The organism is Acinetobacter sp. UBA991 (assembly GCF_002292065.1).
Lineage (GTDB): Bacteria > Pseudomonadota > Gammaproteobacteria > Pseudomonadales > Moraxellaceae > Acinetobacter > Acinetobacter higginsii.
On sequence record NZ_DBBF01000035.1, the window covers coordinates 1 to 18,109 of the forward strand.

21 protein-coding genes, 1 tRNA gene and 1 pseudogene are annotated in these 18,109 nt (G+C 38.0%); 18 read left to right on the forward strand and 5 right to left on the reverse strand.

The window, feature by feature from the left end:
• Positions 1-42 precede the first annotated feature (42 nt).
• Complete coding sequence (locus B2727_RS14550) at positions 43-1,536, forward strand: bifunctional ADP-dependent NAD(P)H-hydrate dehydratase/NAD(P)H-hydrate epimerase (protein ID WP_033133315.1); 1,494 nt, start codon at positions 43-45, stop codon at positions 1,534-1,536.
• Here B2727_RS14550 and ruvC read toward each other — a convergent pair.
• On the reverse strand, positions 1,533-2,078 hold the full coding sequence (ruvC, locus tag B2727_RS14555) for a crossover junction endodeoxyribonuclease RuvC (RefSeq protein WP_004807778.1): 546 nt from the start codon (positions 2,076-2,078) through the stop codon (positions 1,533-1,535). The two genes, B2727_RS14550 and ruvC, sit on opposite strands and share 4 nt — an antisense overlap.
• Positions 2,079-2,375: 297 nt before the next feature.
• On the opposite strand from ruvC, the gene B2727_RS14560 reads away from it, so the two are divergent.
• The 8 genes from B2727_RS14560 to B2727_RS14595 all read left to right on the forward strand — a co-directional run bounded on the left by B2727_RS14560 (position 2,376) and on the right by B2727_RS14595 (position 7,564).
• Positions 2,376-2,452 (forward strand) — tRNA-Met (locus B2727_RS14560).
• Between the two features lie 185 nt (positions 2,453-2,637).
• Positions 2,638-2,871: a hypothetical protein gene (locus B2727_RS14565; protein ID WP_004807776.1), complete on the forward strand. Its 234-nt coding sequence runs from the start codon at positions 2,638-2,640 to the stop codon at positions 2,869-2,871.
• A gap of 110 nt (positions 2,872-2,981) precedes the next feature.
• Entirely contained in the window at positions 2,982-3,191 is a 210-nt protein-coding gene (locus tag B2727_RS14570) for a cold-shock protein (RefSeq protein WP_004653101.1), read from the forward strand.
• Positions 3,192-3,650: 459 nt separating this feature from the next.
• A complete protein-coding gene (locus B2727_RS14575) occupies positions 3,651-3,863 on the forward strand; it encodes a cold-shock protein (RefSeq protein WP_004807774.1) in 213 nt (70 codons plus the stop codon).
• Positions 3,864-4,466: 603 nt separating this feature from the next.
• A complete protein-coding gene (locus B2727_RS14580) occupies positions 4,467-5,885 on the forward strand; it encodes an NAD(P)/FAD-dependent oxidoreductase (RefSeq protein WP_033133314.1) in 1,419 nt (472 codons plus the stop codon).
• Between the two features lie 168 nt (positions 5,886-6,053).
• Complete coding sequence (locus B2727_RS14585; protein ID WP_005316127.1) at positions 6,054-6,215, forward strand: hypothetical protein; 162 nt, start codon at positions 6,054-6,056, stop codon at positions 6,213-6,215.
• 164 nt (positions 6,216-6,379) lie between these two features.
• Positions 6,380-6,814, forward strand: a complete 435-nt coding sequence (locus tag B2727_RS14590; RefSeq protein WP_033133313.1) for a DUF333 domain-containing protein — start codon at positions 6,380-6,382, stop codon at positions 6,812-6,814.
• Between the two features lie 186 nt (positions 6,815-7,000).
• A complete protein-coding gene (locus B2727_RS14595; protein WP_033133312.1) occupies positions 7,001-7,564 on the forward strand; it encodes an FxsA family protein in 564 nt (187 codons plus the stop codon).
• A 42-nt stretch (positions 7,565-7,606) separates the two neighbouring features.
• On the opposite strand, the gene B2727_RS14600 is transcribed toward B2727_RS14595, so the two are convergent.
• The gene (locus B2727_RS14600) at positions 7,607-7,792 is read right to left on the reverse strand and encodes a hypothetical protein (RefSeq protein ID WP_004807762.1); all 186 of its coding nucleotides are present in this window, start codon (positions 7,790-7,792) and stop codon (positions 7,607-7,609) included.
• A gap of 241 nt (positions 7,793-8,033) precedes the next feature.
• On the opposite strand from B2727_RS14600, the gene B2727_RS14605 reads away from it, so the two are divergent.
• Entirely contained in the window at positions 8,034-8,291 is a 258-nt protein-coding gene (locus tag B2727_RS14605; protein ID WP_004807761.1) for a hypothetical protein, read from the forward strand.
• 59 nt (positions 8,292-8,350) lie between these two features.
• Here the strand turns inward: B2727_RS14605 and metK are convergent, their stop codons facing one another.
• Positions 8,351-9,517, reverse strand: a complete 1,167-nt coding sequence (gene metK / locus B2727_RS14610) for a methionine adenosyltransferase (protein WP_033133311.1) — start codon at positions 9,515-9,517, stop codon at positions 8,351-8,353.
• Positions 9,518-9,900: 383 nt separating this feature from the next.
• On the opposite strand from metK, the gene tkt reads away from it, so the two are divergent.
• The 3 genes and pseudogenes from tkt (at position 9,901) to B2727_RS14625 (ending at position 12,900) form a co-directional block, all read left to right on the forward strand.
• A complete protein-coding gene (tkt, locus tag B2727_RS14615) occupies positions 9,901-11,889 on the forward strand; it encodes a transketolase (protein WP_033133310.1) in 1,989 nt (662 codons plus the stop codon).
• Between the two features lie 87 nt (positions 11,890-11,976).
• Positions 11,977-12,379 (forward strand): annotated as a pseudogene (locus B2727_RS14620) (DUF3916 domain-containing protein); the annotation flags it as partial.
• Between the two features lie 17 nt (positions 12,380-12,396).
• The gene (locus tag B2727_RS14625; RefSeq protein WP_033133309.1) at positions 12,397-12,900 is read left to right on the forward strand and encodes a hypothetical protein; all 504 of its coding nucleotides are present in this window, start codon (positions 12,397-12,399) and stop codon (positions 12,898-12,900) included.
• 12 nt (positions 12,901-12,912) lie between these two features.
• Here the strand turns inward: B2727_RS14625 and B2727_RS14630 are convergent, their stop codons facing one another.
• Positions 12,913-13,323 carry an OsmC family protein gene (locus B2727_RS14630; protein ID WP_033133308.1) on the reverse strand — a complete coding sequence of 137 codons (411 nt, stop codon included), beginning with the start codon at positions 13,321-13,323 and terminating at the stop codon, positions 12,913-12,915.
• A 227-nt stretch (positions 13,324-13,550) separates the two neighbouring features.
• On the opposite strand from B2727_RS14630, the gene B2727_RS14635 reads away from it, so the two are divergent.
• A complete protein-coding gene (locus tag B2727_RS14635) occupies positions 13,551-14,129 on the forward strand; it encodes a YceI family protein (protein WP_033133307.1) in 579 nt (192 codons plus the stop codon).
• 125 nt (positions 14,130-14,254) lie between these two features.
• On the opposite strand, the gene B2727_RS14640 is transcribed toward B2727_RS14635, so the two are convergent.
• The gene (locus B2727_RS14640) at positions 14,255-14,932 is read right to left on the reverse strand and encodes a LexA family protein (protein WP_005316102.1); all 678 of its coding nucleotides are present in this window, start codon (positions 14,930-14,932) and stop codon (positions 14,255-14,257) included.
• Between the two features lie 134 nt (positions 14,933-15,066).
• On the opposite strand from B2727_RS14640, the gene B2727_RS14645 reads away from it, so the two are divergent.
• From B2727_RS14645 to B2727_RS14660, 4 genes are all read left to right on the forward strand, one after another.
• Complete coding sequence (locus B2727_RS14645) at positions 15,067-15,474, forward strand: hypothetical protein (protein WP_033133306.1); 408 nt, start codon at positions 15,067-15,069, stop codon at positions 15,472-15,474.
• Positions 15,475-15,534: 60 nt separating this feature from the next.
• Positions 15,535-16,086 carry a hypothetical protein gene (locus B2727_RS14650; RefSeq protein WP_033133305.1) on the forward strand — a complete coding sequence of 184 codons (552 nt, stop codon included), beginning with the start codon at positions 15,535-15,537 and terminating at the stop codon, positions 16,084-16,086.
• Positions 16,087-16,829: 743 nt separating this feature from the next.
• Positions 16,830-17,570: a hypothetical protein gene (locus B2727_RS14655; protein ID WP_033133304.1), complete on the forward strand. Its 741-nt coding sequence runs from the start codon at positions 16,830-16,832 to the stop codon at positions 17,568-17,570.
• 138 nt (positions 17,571-17,708) lie between these two features.
• Complete coding sequence (locus B2727_RS14660; RefSeq protein WP_004807705.1) at positions 17,709-18,104, forward strand: hypothetical protein; 396 nt, start codon at positions 17,709-17,711, stop codon at positions 18,102-18,104.
• Positions 18,105-18,109: the final 5 nt, after the last annotated feature.

Genomic DNA, 18,109 nt, shown 5'->3' on the forward strand with positions numbered 1-18,109 from the left:
ATGCTTAACTTCCTAAGCCCCAACGATAATAAGGAGAAAAACATGCAAGCTGTAGTTTACCATAGCCGAAGTATCCAAGCATGGGAGCAGTGTTGGTTTGCTCAGCAAAACTCATCTTTAGGGCTCATGCAGCAAGCGGCTTGGACAATTACACAACAGTTAATGCAACAATTTCAGCAAAATAAAACTCAAAAGATCGCAGTTTGGTGCGGGCAGGGTAATAATGCGGGTGATGGCTATTATATTGCTGCGTTTCTTAAGCAATACGGATTTAGCATTACGGTATTTGCAACAGAACTCGGACAATCCGTGGATTTAAAACAAGCCGCAGATTTTGCCCAGTCTCATCAAGTCGATATTCAAAGTGTTGATTATCTTTTATCTGAAAATGCTGTCCATCAAGAACTGCCCACTTTTGATTGTCATATTGATGCTTTATTTGGCATTGGTCTCAACCGAATGCTAGATCCAAACTGGCAAGAAATTATTCAATTGTATAATGCACAAACAGGCTTAAAAGTCTCAATCGATATTCCTAGTGGTTTACAGGCCAATACAGGACAAGCTTTGCCTTGCGCAGTACAAGCCGATCAAACCTTTACGATCTTAGGCTACAAAGCAGGTTTGTTTACGGGTCAAGCTAAGCAATATGTGGGGAAACTACATTTGCTGAGTTTGATTCCGATTGACCAAGAATTAAAACCACTTGCTTATCTGTCACCTGAAAAAATCGTTTTACCCAAGCGTCAAGCCTTTGGACACAAAGGTAATTATGGGCATGTGCTTGTTGTTGGTGGTCATGCAGACATGGGCGGTGCAGTGATTATGGCGGCTGAAGCGGCGTTTCATGCAGGAGCTGGTAAAGTCAGTGTCATTTGTCATGTAAAACATCATCAAGCCATTTTGGCACGTTCACCAAATATTATGGTGCGAGACATTAATGCCTTAGATCAGCAAGCCATTCAGCAGCTATTAATGCAAGTGGATGCAGTCTGTTTTGGTATGGGCTTAGGTCGAGATGAATGGGCAGAGCAAATATATTTACAATGGTTTGATTTACTCAAGCTAAACTCACATTTAGAGGTTGTACTTGATGCAGATGGCTTGTGGTTTCTGGCCAAGCATCCGCAACAATTAAACCAGCATCTCTATGCAACGCCACATTCAGGTGAGGCAGCAACACTCTTGGGGTGTACTGCTGCGGATATAGAACAAGACCGTATCGCTGCCATTCAACAGTTACAACAAAAATATGCAGGGAAATGGGTGTTGAAAGGTGCAGGTAGTTTAATTTTAGAAGAACAATTATTTATTTGTACGCAGGGTAATGCTGGAATGGGAACTGGAGGAATGGGAGATGTGCTGGCAGGTATGATTGCCAGTTTAAAAGCTCAATTTCATCAACAGATTGCATTGCATGAGATCGTCAGCCTACATGCACAGGCAGGCGATCTGCTGGCTGAAAAGGGTATGAGGGGATTACAAGCGCATGACATGGCAAAAATGATATATAAAGTCGTGAATCAAAAGGTTTAACGGCGTCTGCTACTCGAACGGCTACGGCCGCGTGCCATACCACCTAAAGCATTGAGTACTGCCATTTTACTCATACTACCTGACGCATGAGCATGACAAATTGCTGCGGCAAGCGCATCTGCTGCATCCGCTTGAGGTTGGATGGTTAAATTAAGCAAACGCATCACCATGAGCTGAACTTGTTCTTTTTCTGCTGCGCCGTAACCGACAACAGACTGCTTGATTTGACGTGCTGTGTATTCTGCGACTTGTAAATCTAGATTCACCAGTGCAGCAATTGCCGCACCACGGGCCTGACCGAGCTTAAGAGCCGAATCGGGGTTTTGTGCCATGAATACTTGTTCGACCGCTGCTTCTGTTGGACCATGAAATTTAACGATACGTTCGACACCCGCAAAAATACGTTTCAAACGTTCAGGCATTTCTTGTGTTTCAGTACGAATGGTTCCTGCATCAACAAACCGCAGCTTATTGCCATCTTTTTCGATAATTCCATAACCTGTTAAGCGTGAACCAGGGTCAATACCAATAATTAATGACATGCAGCACTATATAAATGAAAGGGTGATGATATTGTTACATAATGGGCTTTTTACTGCATAATATTTTTGTAGAATTTTGAATTATAAAGAAATAGTTGTTTTATTGAACGAATCTTAATTGATTTATTGAATATCTGAAAATTGAGAACTCATTTGCAAGATTAACTCAGGCCCATTGAATAAGAGTGAGTTTTGATCACTTTGTGTGTAATTTAGACATTAATTGATAAATTAAGCGATTTTTATAAAAATAATTTGCATTGTGGGGAAGATGTGCGTATAAAGCTAACTCGTCGGTGCGGGATGGAGCAGTCTGGTAGCTCGTCGGGCTCATAACCCGAAGGTCGTTGGTTCAAATCCAGCTCCCGCTACCAACCGAATTAAATTAGTTATGCTCTGTGATGTATTTAAGGTTACTGTCTAAAAAGAATAGACAGTAATAAAGTTAGCTGAAATAACCCTAAATAAAGCTAAAAATTATTAGATTCTAGAAATGTAGCTATCCTCTCTCATCTATCTAGTGTTATAGTAAATCAAAATCGATCACTTGAGCTCAGAAATGAGTGATTTTGTGTTGAAAATTATTAATGAATGGCGTGTAGCCAAAGCCAGTAATGGCAATGAAATTTGTGTGAGAATCATCCCTTTAAAGCGTCAGCAAAATACGCTGAATGGTTTTAAATGGGTAGAAGTAGGAAAGAAGATCCTGTTGGAATCAGGTCAAGAAATTGACTTTAATTTGGACGGGAAAAGCTTTTATACCGATGTTAATCAACTTTATCGATTGACATAAATGGTTCACATACTTGTAGTATCTATTCAATAAGGATAGATTGTATTAAATCATGATGTAAAAATTTTGATTTAATTCATAAATGAACAAAGTTTAAAAGGTTTAAAGGTATGTCTGATACAGTTACTGGTACTGTTAAGTGGTTCAACGAAACTAAAGGTTTTGGTTTTATTCAAGCTGACTCTGGCGAAGATGTTTTTGCTCATTTCAGCGAAATCCAAAGCAAGGGCTTCAAAGTATTGAATGAAGGCCAACGCGTTTCGTTTGTTCTTGGTCAAGGTAAAAAAGGCCCACAAGCAACTCTAATTACTGTTATCTAATTACTTTAGACCAGTGAAAAAAAAGCTCACAACAGTGGGCTTTTTTTGTGGCTAAAACAATTTGAACTGAGTGAAGATAGCGAATATTTGAGAGTAAAAGAAAATGAAATAATATGTTAAAAATTTATATAAAAATCATAATTTAGAATTTAGATGAAAATATTTAAATTTAAGTGTATGAAAATTAATTAGAAAAATTATTTTCTGTTTATTCGTAGTCTTGAATAACCTGCGGAAAAAAGACGTAGGGAGTAGGATTGATAGATAGAGATTGCGTGAAAAATGTAAAGTCGTGTATAGTGAAAGCTAACTAGAAGAATAACGCTGTTGATTCAGAAAATCTTGCATCTCATATAGTTGTAGATAAACCTTTCGTTTTATCAGATTTCCTCTCAGAGTTTATGATTCCAAGTTGCTCGCTGCTAAGCGCCCCAAATTTTTTAAAATAGGTTTAAATATATGTCTAATACTGTGACTGGTACAGTTAAGTGGTTCAACGAAACTAAGGGTTTTGGCTTTATTCATGCAGACTCTGGACAAGACGTTTTTGCTCATTTCAGCGAAATCCAAAGCAGTGGTTTCAAAGTACTACATGAAGGTCAACGTGTGTCTTTTACAATTACTGAAGGTAAAAAAGGCCCTCAAGCAAGTGGTATTACTGTCGTTGCTTAAAACTAAGCGCGATATTTAAAAAAAAAGCTCACTTTGGTGGGCTTTTTTTATGTCTTGATGTAAAGCAGGCTCTTTTTTAAAATTATTTTGTATTAAGTGTCGATTTTTGTCATAAATTCACCATTTGGTTGAAGAATTGCACTAGCGAGATATACGACTTTTTGCTAATTTATTCCTATTGATTTGTTAGGCAAATTAATAAGTGTAGTACATTTAATGAGCGTTAAAGTTATGGAAAACTTGGAGCCGTATGCTCAAGGGTTTGAGCAAGAAGTTCATGTACATTGCAAGAGATCTTTAGGTACATTGTTATTCAGCTTTGTGGTATTGATTGCAACTAGCCTATAAGAGAGAAAAGCACCTTCGGGTGCTTTTTTAATTTCAATTATTGATTTTTATTGAATCACCTCATTTTTATCGTCGATGCTTGAAGATCTGGGCACATCAAATTTAATTGGTTTTCATAATCTGAGTATATTGATGGAATGTTCGGCTACGGATATACCTATCAAAATTATTGAAAGATTCTGGTTTTGTTACTCAATTTTTCTGCGATAAGCTGCTTGCATTAATCGGTAAAAAATTGTTTTAGGTGAATTTAGAATGTTTGGTGACATAGAGAAACCAGCGCATTTAGATGATGTTGTTTTTAAAGAAAGTAAAGCATATAAAAATTCGAGTGAGTGGAATTGGGTTAATCCGAAACACGGTCAATTTGATCATCCTGCAAACTATTATGAGAGTTCTTTAGAGGACTGGCATTGTTTTGATGCTTTATCAGCAGATCAAGAATGTGATGTTGTTGTGATCGGTGGTGGATTGTTAGGTGCCTCAACAGCATTGCATTTGGCTGAGCAGGGTGTTGATACGATTCTGGTTGAAAAGAATCGCATTGGCTCCGCAGCATCAGGTCGAAATGGTGGGCAGCTTACTCCAGGTTTGGCGCGTTGGGAAGCTGAGGAGATGATTAAGCGCTTTAGTTATGAAGATGCCAAGAGACTTTGGCATTTTACCTCTACGGAAGCAATGTCTTTAATTGATCAAATTGCTGAAAAGTATGCTGTAAATTTGGCACGTAAACGTGGACATATTACCGCTGCGGTACATGAGGGACATTTGATTGCCTTGACTCAAGGTGCAGATGCTCGGAAATATTTGGGTGAGGATCACACGAAAGTGGTGGGTGAGTATGAATTAAAAGAGTTGATCAAGTCCAACCTGTATAAAGGTGGTTTGGTCGATAACTTGGGTGGCCATATTCATCCATTGGCACTTAACCGTGCTTTGGCACATGGCTTCTGTAAGAATGGCGGGCGGGTGTTTGAACAAACGGAAGTATTGTCGATCGCTGAACAAGCTGATGGAGTTTATGTACAGACGGCATCGGGTGTGATTAAAGCACGTAAAAGTGTCGTGATTGCAGTACATCACAATGCATTTAAGTTACTCCCTGAAAAGAAACAAACAGCAATTCCATTTCATACTTATATTGCAGTTACGGCGCCATTAGACATGCCAATGACTGAATTATTACCACACGATCATCCTGTCTACGATACGCAATTACAGATTGATTATTATCGTGGTGTTTCTAAGAATAGATTGCTTTTTGGTGGGCAAGGTACAGGCATAAGTTGGGCAGTAGGCAGAATGAATCAATATTTATTAGGCCGAATTAATAAAGTTTTTCCGCAGCTTGAAAATGTCGAAATGGACTTTTGCTGGAGTGGTGTCAGTGATTTGACTATGAATGGCGCAACTGATAATCGAAAATTTGGCAATAAATTTCCAATTTATGCGGTACATGGTTGGAGTGGGCATGGTGTGGCGCAAACCGTCCGTATAGGTAAAGCAATTGCAGATGATTTTTCAGCTAAGAACACCGATTATGCAATGCTCACTAAAATTCAGCACAACGATATTTTATTTGGTCGTTTATTGGCGCCCTTAGCGATTCCAATGTCAAAAGGTTGGTATGGTGTTACTGGAATGCTCAATCCTGGCAAAATGGTTTCGTTTTAATATTCGATTTTCTTCATTTCTAATAAAAAATGTCTCCACCCTGTGAGACATTTTTTATGTTTCTTAAGCTTGAAAGATGAGTGGTGTATAAATGACTTATTCGACTTCAATTTGTTCTATATATGAATAAATATAATATGTTAGGCTAAATAAAAAAGGATGAAGTCCATGGATATTATACAAGTTAAAGATTTTTCAGCGGCAACGGGGTACACGCAAGCTATTATGGCAATGGATGAGTGGGTGGATACACGACCTTACTTTTATATTATCAAAGAGCATTACTTGATTGATCAGGCTATTCGGTTGGAATACATCATTATTCAATAAGCGTATCTTTATTCTATTGGATAAGTTTGTGAGTGAAAAAGTATGGGTTACATCCTTATGCAGCCCATGCTTTTTCGCCTAAGTTCTTTTTGTTTCAAATCATAGACATAATAATCGACATTATTTTGTTATCTTTGCCTTTTCACTTTATCAGAATTCAAATTATGAAAAAGATCTTACTCTTAGGTGCAATTGTAGCCTCATTGGCGGCGTGTTCAGCAACACCAAATAAAGATATGACCCCGCCAAAAATTGGTATGGCGAACCCTGCAAGCAAATATTGCGTAGAGCAAGGTGGTCAGTTGGAAATTAAAAATGAAGCCAATGGTCAGGTTGGGTACTGTAAGTTACCAAATGGACAAGTAGTTGAAGAGTGGGAGTTGTTCCGCGCAAGTCAGCCAAAATGCCTAGCAGATGAAGCGACAAAGTTAATTGGTCAGTCTGGATTAAGCGAAGATCAAATCAAACAAAAAACTAAGTCTGAGATTGTTCGCAGTGTAGGACCAAATCAGCCTGTTACTATGGATTATCGTGAAAATCGTGTAACAGTAACGATTGATCCGCAGTCTAAGAAGATTATCCAAGCGACTTGTGGCTAATCGATAGAGATTATTGAGGCTCTCAATTAGATCAAATTTAATTGGGAGCTTTTTTATACAAGCTATCATATCAGACTTGATAAATTGAGAAATGTACCCATCAATTAGATTATTGAGTTTATTTTATTTGTTGTGTCAGGATTGATTCTTCAAGATTGCACAAGGTTTTAATTTTCGAGATTTGACATGAATCTACTTCTTATCGTGGTATTTGGCACAATTGCCGAAGTTTTAGTTTGGATTGGCGTGGGTGACCTCGTTGGAAGTATGTGGTATGTCTTTTTCTGGTTCATTATCGCATTCTTCATTGGCTTGAATATGGTTCGTTCAAGTACATCGAGCATCATGCCTCAATTGCAGCAAATGCAGATGACAGGCCAATTAGGCGGTGATCCAGCAGTCACCAAGAAATTGGCGCTAGCGATGTCTGGTTTTCTATTGATGGTTCCTGGTTTAATTTCTGATGTATTGGCAGTGTTGGTTTTAATTCCACCTGTTCAAACGGCGTTTCGTAATGCATTGATGAAAACGATGGCAAAACGTCAGCAAGCCATGATGGATAAAATGATGGGAGGCATGGGCGCTGGTAGTGCTGCAGGGCAGAACCCATTTGCTGATCTGATGCGTCAGATGCAGGATATGCAGAATCAACAAGGTGGTGGTCAATATAGAGACTCAACCATTATTGATGGCGAAGCGCGTGAAGTAAAACCTGATCAAAAGAAAATTGAGTTTAAAGACGTAAACTGATTTCAATTGGTTTAAAAAAGCACACCAATAGCGTGTGCTTTTTTATGTCTTATCTTTTTGCTCTTGTGGATTCTGAGCTGGTTCTGGAGTGGCAGGCAGATCGGCTTCTTTGTTTTGTGGCTGATAGTGGCTTGGTTGAAGAGTTGTAATCTCATTTTCGGACTGTTTGTATTTACGGCTACGATTTGCACGTTCTCGAAATCCACCTTTATTAATTAATTCGGTCATGATGTATTCCACAGTTTCAAAAGATTATTTTATCAAATTATGTGAAAGATCAAAATAATATTAAGAACTTAAAGATTTGTTTAAAATCGAGATTCTAATCAAATTGTCATAAAAAATTGTTAATTTGAATGAATAGGTCAGAAAACTAGATTGAATTCTCAGTTTTTTTTTCATAGGATAAAAGTGCAACATTTGAAATTGTTGTAAAAAGAAAATAAAAAATAAGTGGTAGGAGGAATTAATGATGTTATATCAATATCATTGTGCATGTTGTGACAAGGTTGTTGCATCAACTGATAAAGAGTGTCCACATTGTGGCTCTCATCATATCCGTAGTCCGTATGGTCTATGGATGTTCTGTGTTGCCGCATGTCTAGCCGTTGTCGTTGTTATTAAGCTTGCGCATTTGTATACGCAACATCATCAAGAAGATCAGCCCGTTCAAAGCAATTCACTGTTTGAGATGTTTAAGCAAGATAATACAGATTCTGCTAAATAATTTTGGGGTAAATAAAAAAGCTCGCATTTGCGAGCTTTTTTATAGAAGAGCACTATGGATTACAATCCAGCTGCATCTTTAAGGATTTCAACTTTATCTGTTTTTTCCCAAGTAAAGGCAGAGTCTGAACCTTCGCGGCCAAAGTGGCCATAAGCTGCAGTTTGCTTATACATCGGTTGAATCAGGTTCAACATACGTGTAATACCATACGGGCGTAAGTCAAAGTGTTCACGTACAAGTTGAATAATCAACTCATCTGATACTTTACCTGTATTGAAGGTATTAATAGAGATCGATGTTGGCTCTGCTACACCGATTGCATAACTTACTTGGATTTCACATTTATCTGCTAAACCAGCAGCAACAATGTTTTTTGCCACATAACGACCCGCATAAGCAGCAGAACGGTCAACTTTCGATGGATCTTTACCAGAGAAAGCACCACCACCATGACGTGCCATACCGCCATAAGTATCTACAATAATCTTACGACCAGTTAAACCACAGTCACCTACAGGGCCGCCAATTACAAACATACCTGTTGGGTTGATATGGAATTTAGTGCCTGCATGGAACATTTTAGCTGGGATGATTGGCTTAACGATCTCTTCAATAATCGCTTCTTTAAGCTGAATTTGAGAGATTTCAGGATCGTGTTGTGTTGATAATACAACTGCATCCAAACGAACAGGTTTGCCATTTTCATAAGCAAATGTCACTTGGCTTTTCGCATCTGGGCGTAACCACGGTAATGTACCTGAACGACGTAATTCTGCTTGACGCTCCATTAAACGGTGCGCATAAGAGATAGGAGCAGGCATGAGAACATCAGTCTCACGGCTTGCATAACCAAACATTAAACCTTGGTCGCCAGCACCTTGATCTTCTGGCTTTTGACGGTCAACACCTTGTGCAATCTCAGGAGATTGTTTACCGATCATGTTGATGACGGCACAGGTAGAACCATCAAAACCTAAATCAGAATGGTGATAGCCAATACCATTTACGGTTTGACGTACAATCGCTTCAAAGTCCACATTTGCTGTTGTTGTGATTTCACCAGCAAGAACAACCGCACCTGTTTTTACTAATGTTTCACAAGCGACACGCGCATACGGGTCTTCTTTTAGGATTGCATCTAAAATTGCATCGCTAATTTGGTCAGCCATTTTGTCTGGATGACCTTCGCTTACAGATTCTGAAGTAAAAACAGCATACTCGCGCATGAACGTCCTATCATTGGTATTTTCAAAAAGACAGAGTATGTTACATCGACTTGACGCAGAGGACTAGCATAAGCTGACTAAAAAGCATGAATTTATTTCATTTTCATTATGTTTTTATTGATATGTGTATCAGGGAAACTGATATTAATGCCTTTTTATATGAATAAATCTGTAATTTAGGGCCTAAAATTGTGTCTAGCGAAGAAGTGTGTTGTCTATCACATGAACATTTGCTCCCAGAATCCCAAATGAATGCGTGAAAAATAAGAAATATCGTGTATTGGACTTTACCCACTGGCGTTTTTTTAAGACAATAGTCGCATCTTTTGAAAGATGATTTCTCATCTTCTCTCATCTTATTTGATTTAATCGGATTCTGACTTATGACAACCCCTTTAAATGAACGTCGTATTGCAAATGCAATTCGTGTCTTGGCAATGGATGCTGTGCAACAAGCAAACTCAGGGCATCCAGGTGCACCAATGGGGATGGCAGATATCGCTGATGTTGTTTGGCGTGAATTTTTAAATCATAACCCGACGAACCCACAATGGGCGAACCGCGACCGTTTCGTATTGTCGAATGGTCATGGTTCAATGTTGCAATATGCATTATTGCATTTGACTGGTTATGAGTTATCTATTGAAGATTTAAAACAATTCCGTCAATTACATTCTAAAACACCAGGTCACCCTGAATATGGCTATGCACCTGGTATTGAAACAACAACTGGCCCATTAGGTCAGGGTATTGCAAATGCAGTTGGTTTTGCATTAGCTGAAAAAACTTTGGCAGCGCAGTTCAACAAAGACGGTTTAAATGTTGTTGATCACTTCACTTACTGTTTCTTAGGTGATGGCTGCTTGATGGAAGGTATTTCTCACGAAGTATGTTCACTTGCAGGTACTTTGGGTCTTGGTAAACTTGTTGCGTACTATGACGACAATGGTATTTCAATTGATGGTGAAGTAGAAGGTTGGTTCAGCGATGATACTGAACAACGTTTCAAAGCTTATGGCTGGCAAGTTCTTCGTGTAGATGGTCATGATGCTGATGCAATCCGTCAAGCGACTGTAGAAGCAAAAGCTGAAACTAATAAACCAACCATTATCATCTGTAAAACGATTATTGGTCTAGGTTCACCAAATAAACAAGGTAAAGAAGATTGCCACGGTGCGCCATTGGGTAAAGACGAAATCGTTTTAACTCGTGAAGCATTAGGCTGGAAAGAAGATTCATTTGTTATCCCTGAAGATGTTTATGCAGCTTGGGATGCAAAAGCAAAAGGTCAAACCTCTGAAGCAGCTTGGAATGAATTGTTTGCTCAATACCAAGCAAAATATCCAACTGACGCAGCTGAATTATTACGTCGTATTAATGGTGATTTACCTGTTGAATTTGCTGCACAAGCAGATGCATTCATTGCTGAAACAAATGCAAAAGCAGAAACCATTGCAACACGTAAAGCAAGCCAAAATACTTTACAGGCATTCGGTCCATTACTTCCTGAATTATTAGGTGGTTCTGCTGACTTGGCGGGTTCTAACTTAACGCTTTGGAAAGGTTGCCAAGGCGTACAAGAAAACCCAGCGGGTAACTACGTGTATTACGGTGTTCGTGAATTCGGTATGACTGCAATTGCGAATGGTGTGGCTTTACACGGTGGTTTCGTTCCTTACGTTGCAACATTCTTGATGTTTATGGAATATGCGCGTAATGCAGTACGTATGTCTGCATTGATGAAGCAACGTGTGATTCATGTTTATACGCATGACTCGATCGGTTTGGGTGAAGATGGTCCTACGCATCAACCAATTGAACAAATTGCATCGTTACGTGGTACACCGAACCTAAATACATGGCGTCCATGTGATACAGTTGAAGCTGCAATTTCTTGGAAGTCTGCTCTTCAACGTAAAGATGGTCCATCTGCACTTATTTTCTCTCGTCAAAACTTACCATTCCAAGCACGTAATGAAGCTCAAATTCAAAACGCTGCAAAAGGTGGTTATGTACTTGCTGAAGAGAAAGGTGAATTGAAGGCAATCATCATTGCAACAGGTTCAGAAGTTTCATTGGCAATGGAAGCATATGCACAACTTGAAGGTGTGCGTGTAGTGTCTATGCCATGTGCTGAAGAGTTTATGAAGCAAGATGCTGCGTATCGTGAAGCGGTATTGCCTGCGCATATCCGTGCACGTGTAGCGGTTGAAGCGGCTCATGTGGATTACTGGTGGAAGTTTGTTGGTTTAGACGGCAAAGTGATCGGTATGACCACTTACGGCGAATCTGCGCCAGCAAAAGACTTGTTCCAATTCTTCGGTATCACCACTGAAGCGGTTGTTGCTGCGGTTAAAGAATTGACTGCTTAATTGAATTAAGTCGTATAAAAAAGCGTCCTGATTAAGGGCGCTTTTTTTATGATGATTAAATGGAATATAAAAATGAGCGGTTTGCATTATTATAATTGGAAGATACCTGTACCCATGAATATGGTTCAAGGAAAACACGCTCAACAAGAAATAAAGGCTGAGTGTGCTCAATATCTTATGAATGCTTGTCAGTATTTAATTGAAGCAAAACCTCAAGGACTAAAATTCTGTAAAGTGGCGTGTGTTATTGTGCAACCAGATATGTTTGCTAGTGAAATTTGTTTATATTTAGATGAAGATTATTTTAATGCCCATACCTTATCGGCAGGTTCTTATGATCCCCAATATCTTTTAGCGGACAGGCTAAGTTTGGCCAAAAATTGGAGGCTACAAATTCCTGATCACATGAGGAATACATATTCATTATATTGATCCAAATGATGAAGCAGCTAATTATATAGCTGATCAGTGGTACTTTATTGAAATTTAATAGATTGAGGTATTGTGATGAGGACGGAATTCGAACTTCATGCTTTTGATGAAATATTAAATGATATTAAATATAGGTATTTGAAAAATTTAAATAAAAAAGAAATGTTTTGGCAGTGCGCACAATATAATTTTTTATTTCGCGCATTACAAGAACGTTTCAAAAATGGAAAAGGTGATCAAACATTGGGTGGTGGTGATTATGCTTATCGTATGCAGACTTATTTTGAAGAGGCTATTCAAGCTCGAGTTAAATATCATCACTTACCAAGTTGGACAAAGTTAAAGGGCAAAATATTAGTATTTGATGTGCACTCATCAATGTTTGACTGTTTAGGTGAAAACGAAACAGGTGGGTTTATAGATGGTTCTGACACTCCACCACCTGAATTTTGGATTCATTTCGATGGGGAAAATTTATATTCATTTATTCCAAATGAGCTCACAAATATTGTCGACCGAGCAATAGATATTTCGATGAGTGGCTCATTGGAATGGTATACGAATGTGATTGAAATTTAGTGTAAGGGCTACTTAGCCAATACTTAATTCACTCTGAATCGAAATATTTGACGTTAACAATTTATGAATTGGGCAGCTTTCAGCAACTTTTAATAAACGTTTATGCTGATCTTCGGTAAATTCACCTTTTAAGATAATTTTACGTTCAATATTGTTGTGACCTGATTCTGGTTCACCATTGGGATTTAAGGCTAAATCAACCTGAACATGATCAAGCTTAATCCCTTTGTGATTGGCATACATTTCTAAAGTAATCGTTGTACACGCCCCTAAAGCTGAAAGTACCAACTGAACAGGGTTGGGTGCAGTATCTTGACCACCTTTATCTGCAGGCTCATCTGCATACCAAGTATGGCCAGCAGGATCTGTCAATGTAACGCGATAAGGTGTTGTTGTACTGAGTGCTTGTGCTGTATGTGTCATGTTTTACCTTGTTGTTTATCGTGAAGTATCTAAATCAAAATATACCCATTGATCATGTGATCTTGCTGATCAATTGTCCAGTATCGAATGGTCTTATGATATTGATTTTTGATAAGCGCTGTAACGCTTTTATTGTTGCACTGGTGAAACATATCGTTTTATAAAGACTAGTGAATAAAAATACATGATCTATACACTAATCACTATATCAAACAAGGATACGAAAAATGCAATTTAAAACATTAAGCCTCGGTTTAGTAGTCGCTTTAGCGAGTTCTGTAACGTTGGCTGCGCCAGTCGACTATAAAATTGACCCAACGCATACTGCGACCGTATTCAGCTGGAATCACTTTGGTTTCTCTACACCAAGTGCAAATTTCACTGACATCCAAGGTACGATTAAAGTTGATAATGCAAAACCTGCAAATTCATCTGTAGAAGTGATTATTCCTTTAAGCAGCGTAAATACCAATGTTGCTGCTTTGGATAAAGAGTTCCAAGAAGAAGCTTGGTTTAATGCTGCGAAATATCCAAACATTACCTTCAAAAGTACTAAAGTAGAAACCAAAGACAAGAAACACTTCAAAATCACGGGTGATTTAACTGTTAAAGGTGTGACTAAACCTGTGGTATTAGATGCTGTACTGAATAAACAAGGCGAGCATCCAATGGCGAAAGTACCTGCAATTGGTTTTAATGCAACAACAAGCTTTAACCGTTCTGCATTCGGTATCGGTAACTACGTTCCGAACGTAGGGGATAAGATCACTGTCAATATTACAACTGAAGCAACTGCTGCGAAGTAATATGACGTTGAACAAAAAAGCCTAGATCATCTAGGCTTTTTTATATGAATTTGTTTGATGGTATAAATAATTAACCTACTAATATTAGCTTTGAATAAGAATACTAATAAATAAGCCTTTATCCATTAGCTATGTTTGATCTTCGATCGACGTTTGGATTGGTAAATATAGCGAATGGAATCGACCACTTCACCGACAAAAATACATTCTTCATCCAGTGGAATGATGTTGGGTTTGAATTCTGGATTCAGTGCTTGCAGATATCTTGAATTATCAGTTTCGATCACTAGGCGCTTAAATGTTGCATCTTCATGCTTTCTCACCACAATCATGTCACCTGACTGCATATCACTATATTGCACGGTTGGATCAACCAAGATGTAATCACCCTCATGAAAAACAGGATAATTACTGAGACCTTGTACTTTTAAATAGAAGCAGTGATCGCAATCATCTGGCAATGGCAGCCATTCTTCAACTTGTGTGATATCAACCGATTCCACATTGGTAAAAACGCCCGCTTGGACCCAGGAGAGTACTGGAGCCATATTGGCTTTTACAGGGGAGATATTTGAAGTATCTTCATGACCAGATTCTTTCGGTGTGGCATGCCCTTGACCCGTTTGTAACCAATAAGCATCTACACCTAGAAAATTAGCAATCGAAGGCAAATGTGATGATGAGCTTACCAGTCCTGTTTCAAGCTGGCTAAGTGCAGATTGTGTAATGCCGACAGCAGCAACCACATCTTTTTGAGACTTCTTGGCTTTTTTTCTTGCTTCTTTGAGCCGATCTTTAAGCATTTTAATGCACCTTAAATCAATAGATTAAGAATATTAGCAAGCTAATGTGAAGTCAAATTAGTATTCTTATTGAATAAATATTAGTTTACTAATATAATTGTCTTATTCATTAGGTTAAATGCTGGAGGTGCGGCATGAACAAGACAATCAATCCAAACATGCATATTAAGCAAAATCTTGATGCGGAAATTGAAGCATGGTTGGCTCAAGGCAATGTAATCACAAAGATCCAAAATACATATGAGCAGCGCTTGAAAGCAAGGCCAAATCATATGACTAAATTTGTATCACCAGAAAAAACCCAAAAAGAATTAAAGAAAAGTATAAGAATCGCCAATCAGGCAACAGATGCCCAAATTCAGATGTTTAGTCAGTGGTTGGATGCGCATAAGGGACGGGCAAAAGCATTGGTGGGTATTTTGGGCTGTGCACATAGTTATATTTCCCAAATCAAAAGTGCAACTCGGCCCTGTACTAAAGCTCGATTTGAAGAAATTCATCAGGCCATGAATATTGTTGAAGCGAGAGAAAAGTATCACTAAACGCAACAAATACAATGATCGCTAAATCACAAAATATATAAATCAATAAGAGGTGAAGTTATGAATGCAAATGTAGCAAAGTTTGAAAAATTTGAATGGTTAATGCAGGGGCTAAGCTTGCGTTCACCAAATTTAGAGCCTTTTGTGCGTGGTACAGGTGAGAGAACCTTGAGTTATGAAGATCGTTTGGGTGTGATTGCCTCAATGCAAAGCCAATTGGCAAAGTCGGTCACGGCATTGATTGTGTTCGAACATAAAAGCAAGCAAGACTATGACGATGTCCGTCAACATTTGGCTAAAGTATTTATTGAGCAAGCCGTACAAGATAAAAAACGAGAGCCTGAACGTATTGCGATGTACCATTTGGCAGAATTGATAGCACGGATGGTATTGGATTTTGTATTAGATCCTGATTTAGAGGAAAACTATACTGCAAAAGGACGTTTGGCTTATGCTGGGATCAGCCGCCATCAAATGAGTCTTGATTGTTATAGAAAGACATGGAAATGTTATGAGATTAAACTCATAAATGTGCTTGAAAATGCAATTCAAGAAGCAGAAATTGCAATAGAAAAATATAGGAATGATACTTATAAAATAATGAAGGCATGATATTTTATAGATGTAATTGTCAACTTCATAATTATATTTATTCTAATTTTGCTGTTAAAATATTCTTGATTAAAAGCTCATTTTTATGTGGGCTTTTAATATGTGGATAATATAAATATATCTAAGAAGAAGGAGGCTATTAATGTTAAAAAAACATTCACCCATTTTGACTTTAATCGTTATTGTCTGCGGCGGAATTTTCTATTCAATATATAGCTCGAATTCATTGTTTCCGAGGAAGCCTGTTCGATTAGATTCTAGATGCTATGATGTTGATATTTCTAAATCAATAAAATACAATTAGATGGAAAATTTTTGCTCATGTGTCCATGTTGGAGGGCATGTAAGCAAAGAGGAAAACTACAAATATTGTGTAAACCTTTTTAGTTCTAAATAAGAATGATATCAAAAAGCGTATATAAATGATTTAGTGAATGAACTTTGATTGAGGTCTATTAATTTTAGTATTCATACATTAGTTTTAAGAAAATTAAGGAAAGAAATATTTACAAAGAGCTAGTGATTTAATGATTCCATTTTTTAGGAAACTAAGTTATAGTTTTATTACACTGGTCGTAATATAAAATTTTCGATCATAATTAAAAAGCTCATTTGATAGATGGGCTTTTTTATTGCCTAAAAACTCGGTTTCTTATTGATGCCGAGTTTTTTTATATCTACAGATTGTTGGTTGTTGTCTATTGATGGCGGCTTAAAGCCGAAAATAACTGAAGGTGATTAAAATGAATTGTACAAATAAAATGCTGCTAGGCACTTTCTCCATTAAACACTTAGATATTCTTTCTTATGCCGAGATTGTGCCTGCGATTATGCAAACAACAGCTGATCTCACAGCGACTGCATATATTGAAGGGAATGCTCAATTAGGTTCTGTCAAAGTGAAGGATGCGTGCCAAGTATCTTTATCTGCTTATTTCCAAGCACAGAAAGGTCAATTTTCTTTTAGCAGCGCAAATACAGCGCAACGGTCAATTGTCATTTTAGGTGTGGATCAGCAACCTGAACATCAGGTGAAGTTAAACCAAGTTGAGCGTGGATTTGTCATTCATAGCTATTTTTTGGATGATAAATTTGTGGTGACTTTGGGCGAATATAATAGTCTGAATAACGTCACTTTTATTGAAGCTAACCCCTCAGAAAACCCAATTGTGACCTTTGAGATTACTGGCTCTCAATCGATGAAGGTCTATGTTGACTATGAACTTGTTGGAGAGTGGCATTCAACCAATTCCCTAAAATTGCCGAAGTATTATCACATTGTTGCACAAGAAGATTTAAAGCAACTGGATTTTGATCTGCGAGAGGCCTATGTCAGCTTGGATTATAAAATGCCATCAGCACTTGAAGACAATATCTATTATCACTTAACCAGTAAAGGTGAAATCTTGGGCTTACAAGTGAACGCAGGTGATTTTGTGCAGTTTCATGCTCAGCAAAGTTGGATGACGCATTATCCACAATAGTATGAATTTAAATTAAATAATTAAGCAATGGTGATCAAAATGAATTGAGAGTAGTCGGTTATGTGGTTTTGCTTAAAATGTCAATCGAGGCCTTAACTTTGAATAAGTTAGGGCCTTTCTATTTATGGAGGAAAAATAATGACAGAGTTTGTTTCAACGGGTGCAGGGATTGCAGCCGTAATTAAATCTTATGGAGTTTTTTTTATTGTCATGATGGCACTCACTTTTATGTTTTTGGCTTGGATGGTTGTGATTATGACACGGTTACCCAAGTCTCGACGTGAATGGGTGGTTTCACTCATTTCAACAGCAGTTGGCAGCATTGCCGGAGGTGCTTTTGTGATTCAGCATTTTGGCTTGCAAGAGTGGAGTCAAAACCCATATGGCGCATTTGCCTTGGGAGGTCTGTACTTTCTTTGTGGTTTGCCAGTATGGGCGATTATTCGTTGGACCTTTAATTATATTAATGCACGAGAAGATTCAACCATTTTGGATGTAGCAAAAGAGGTGAAAGACTTTAAAGACAAATTCTAAAGAAA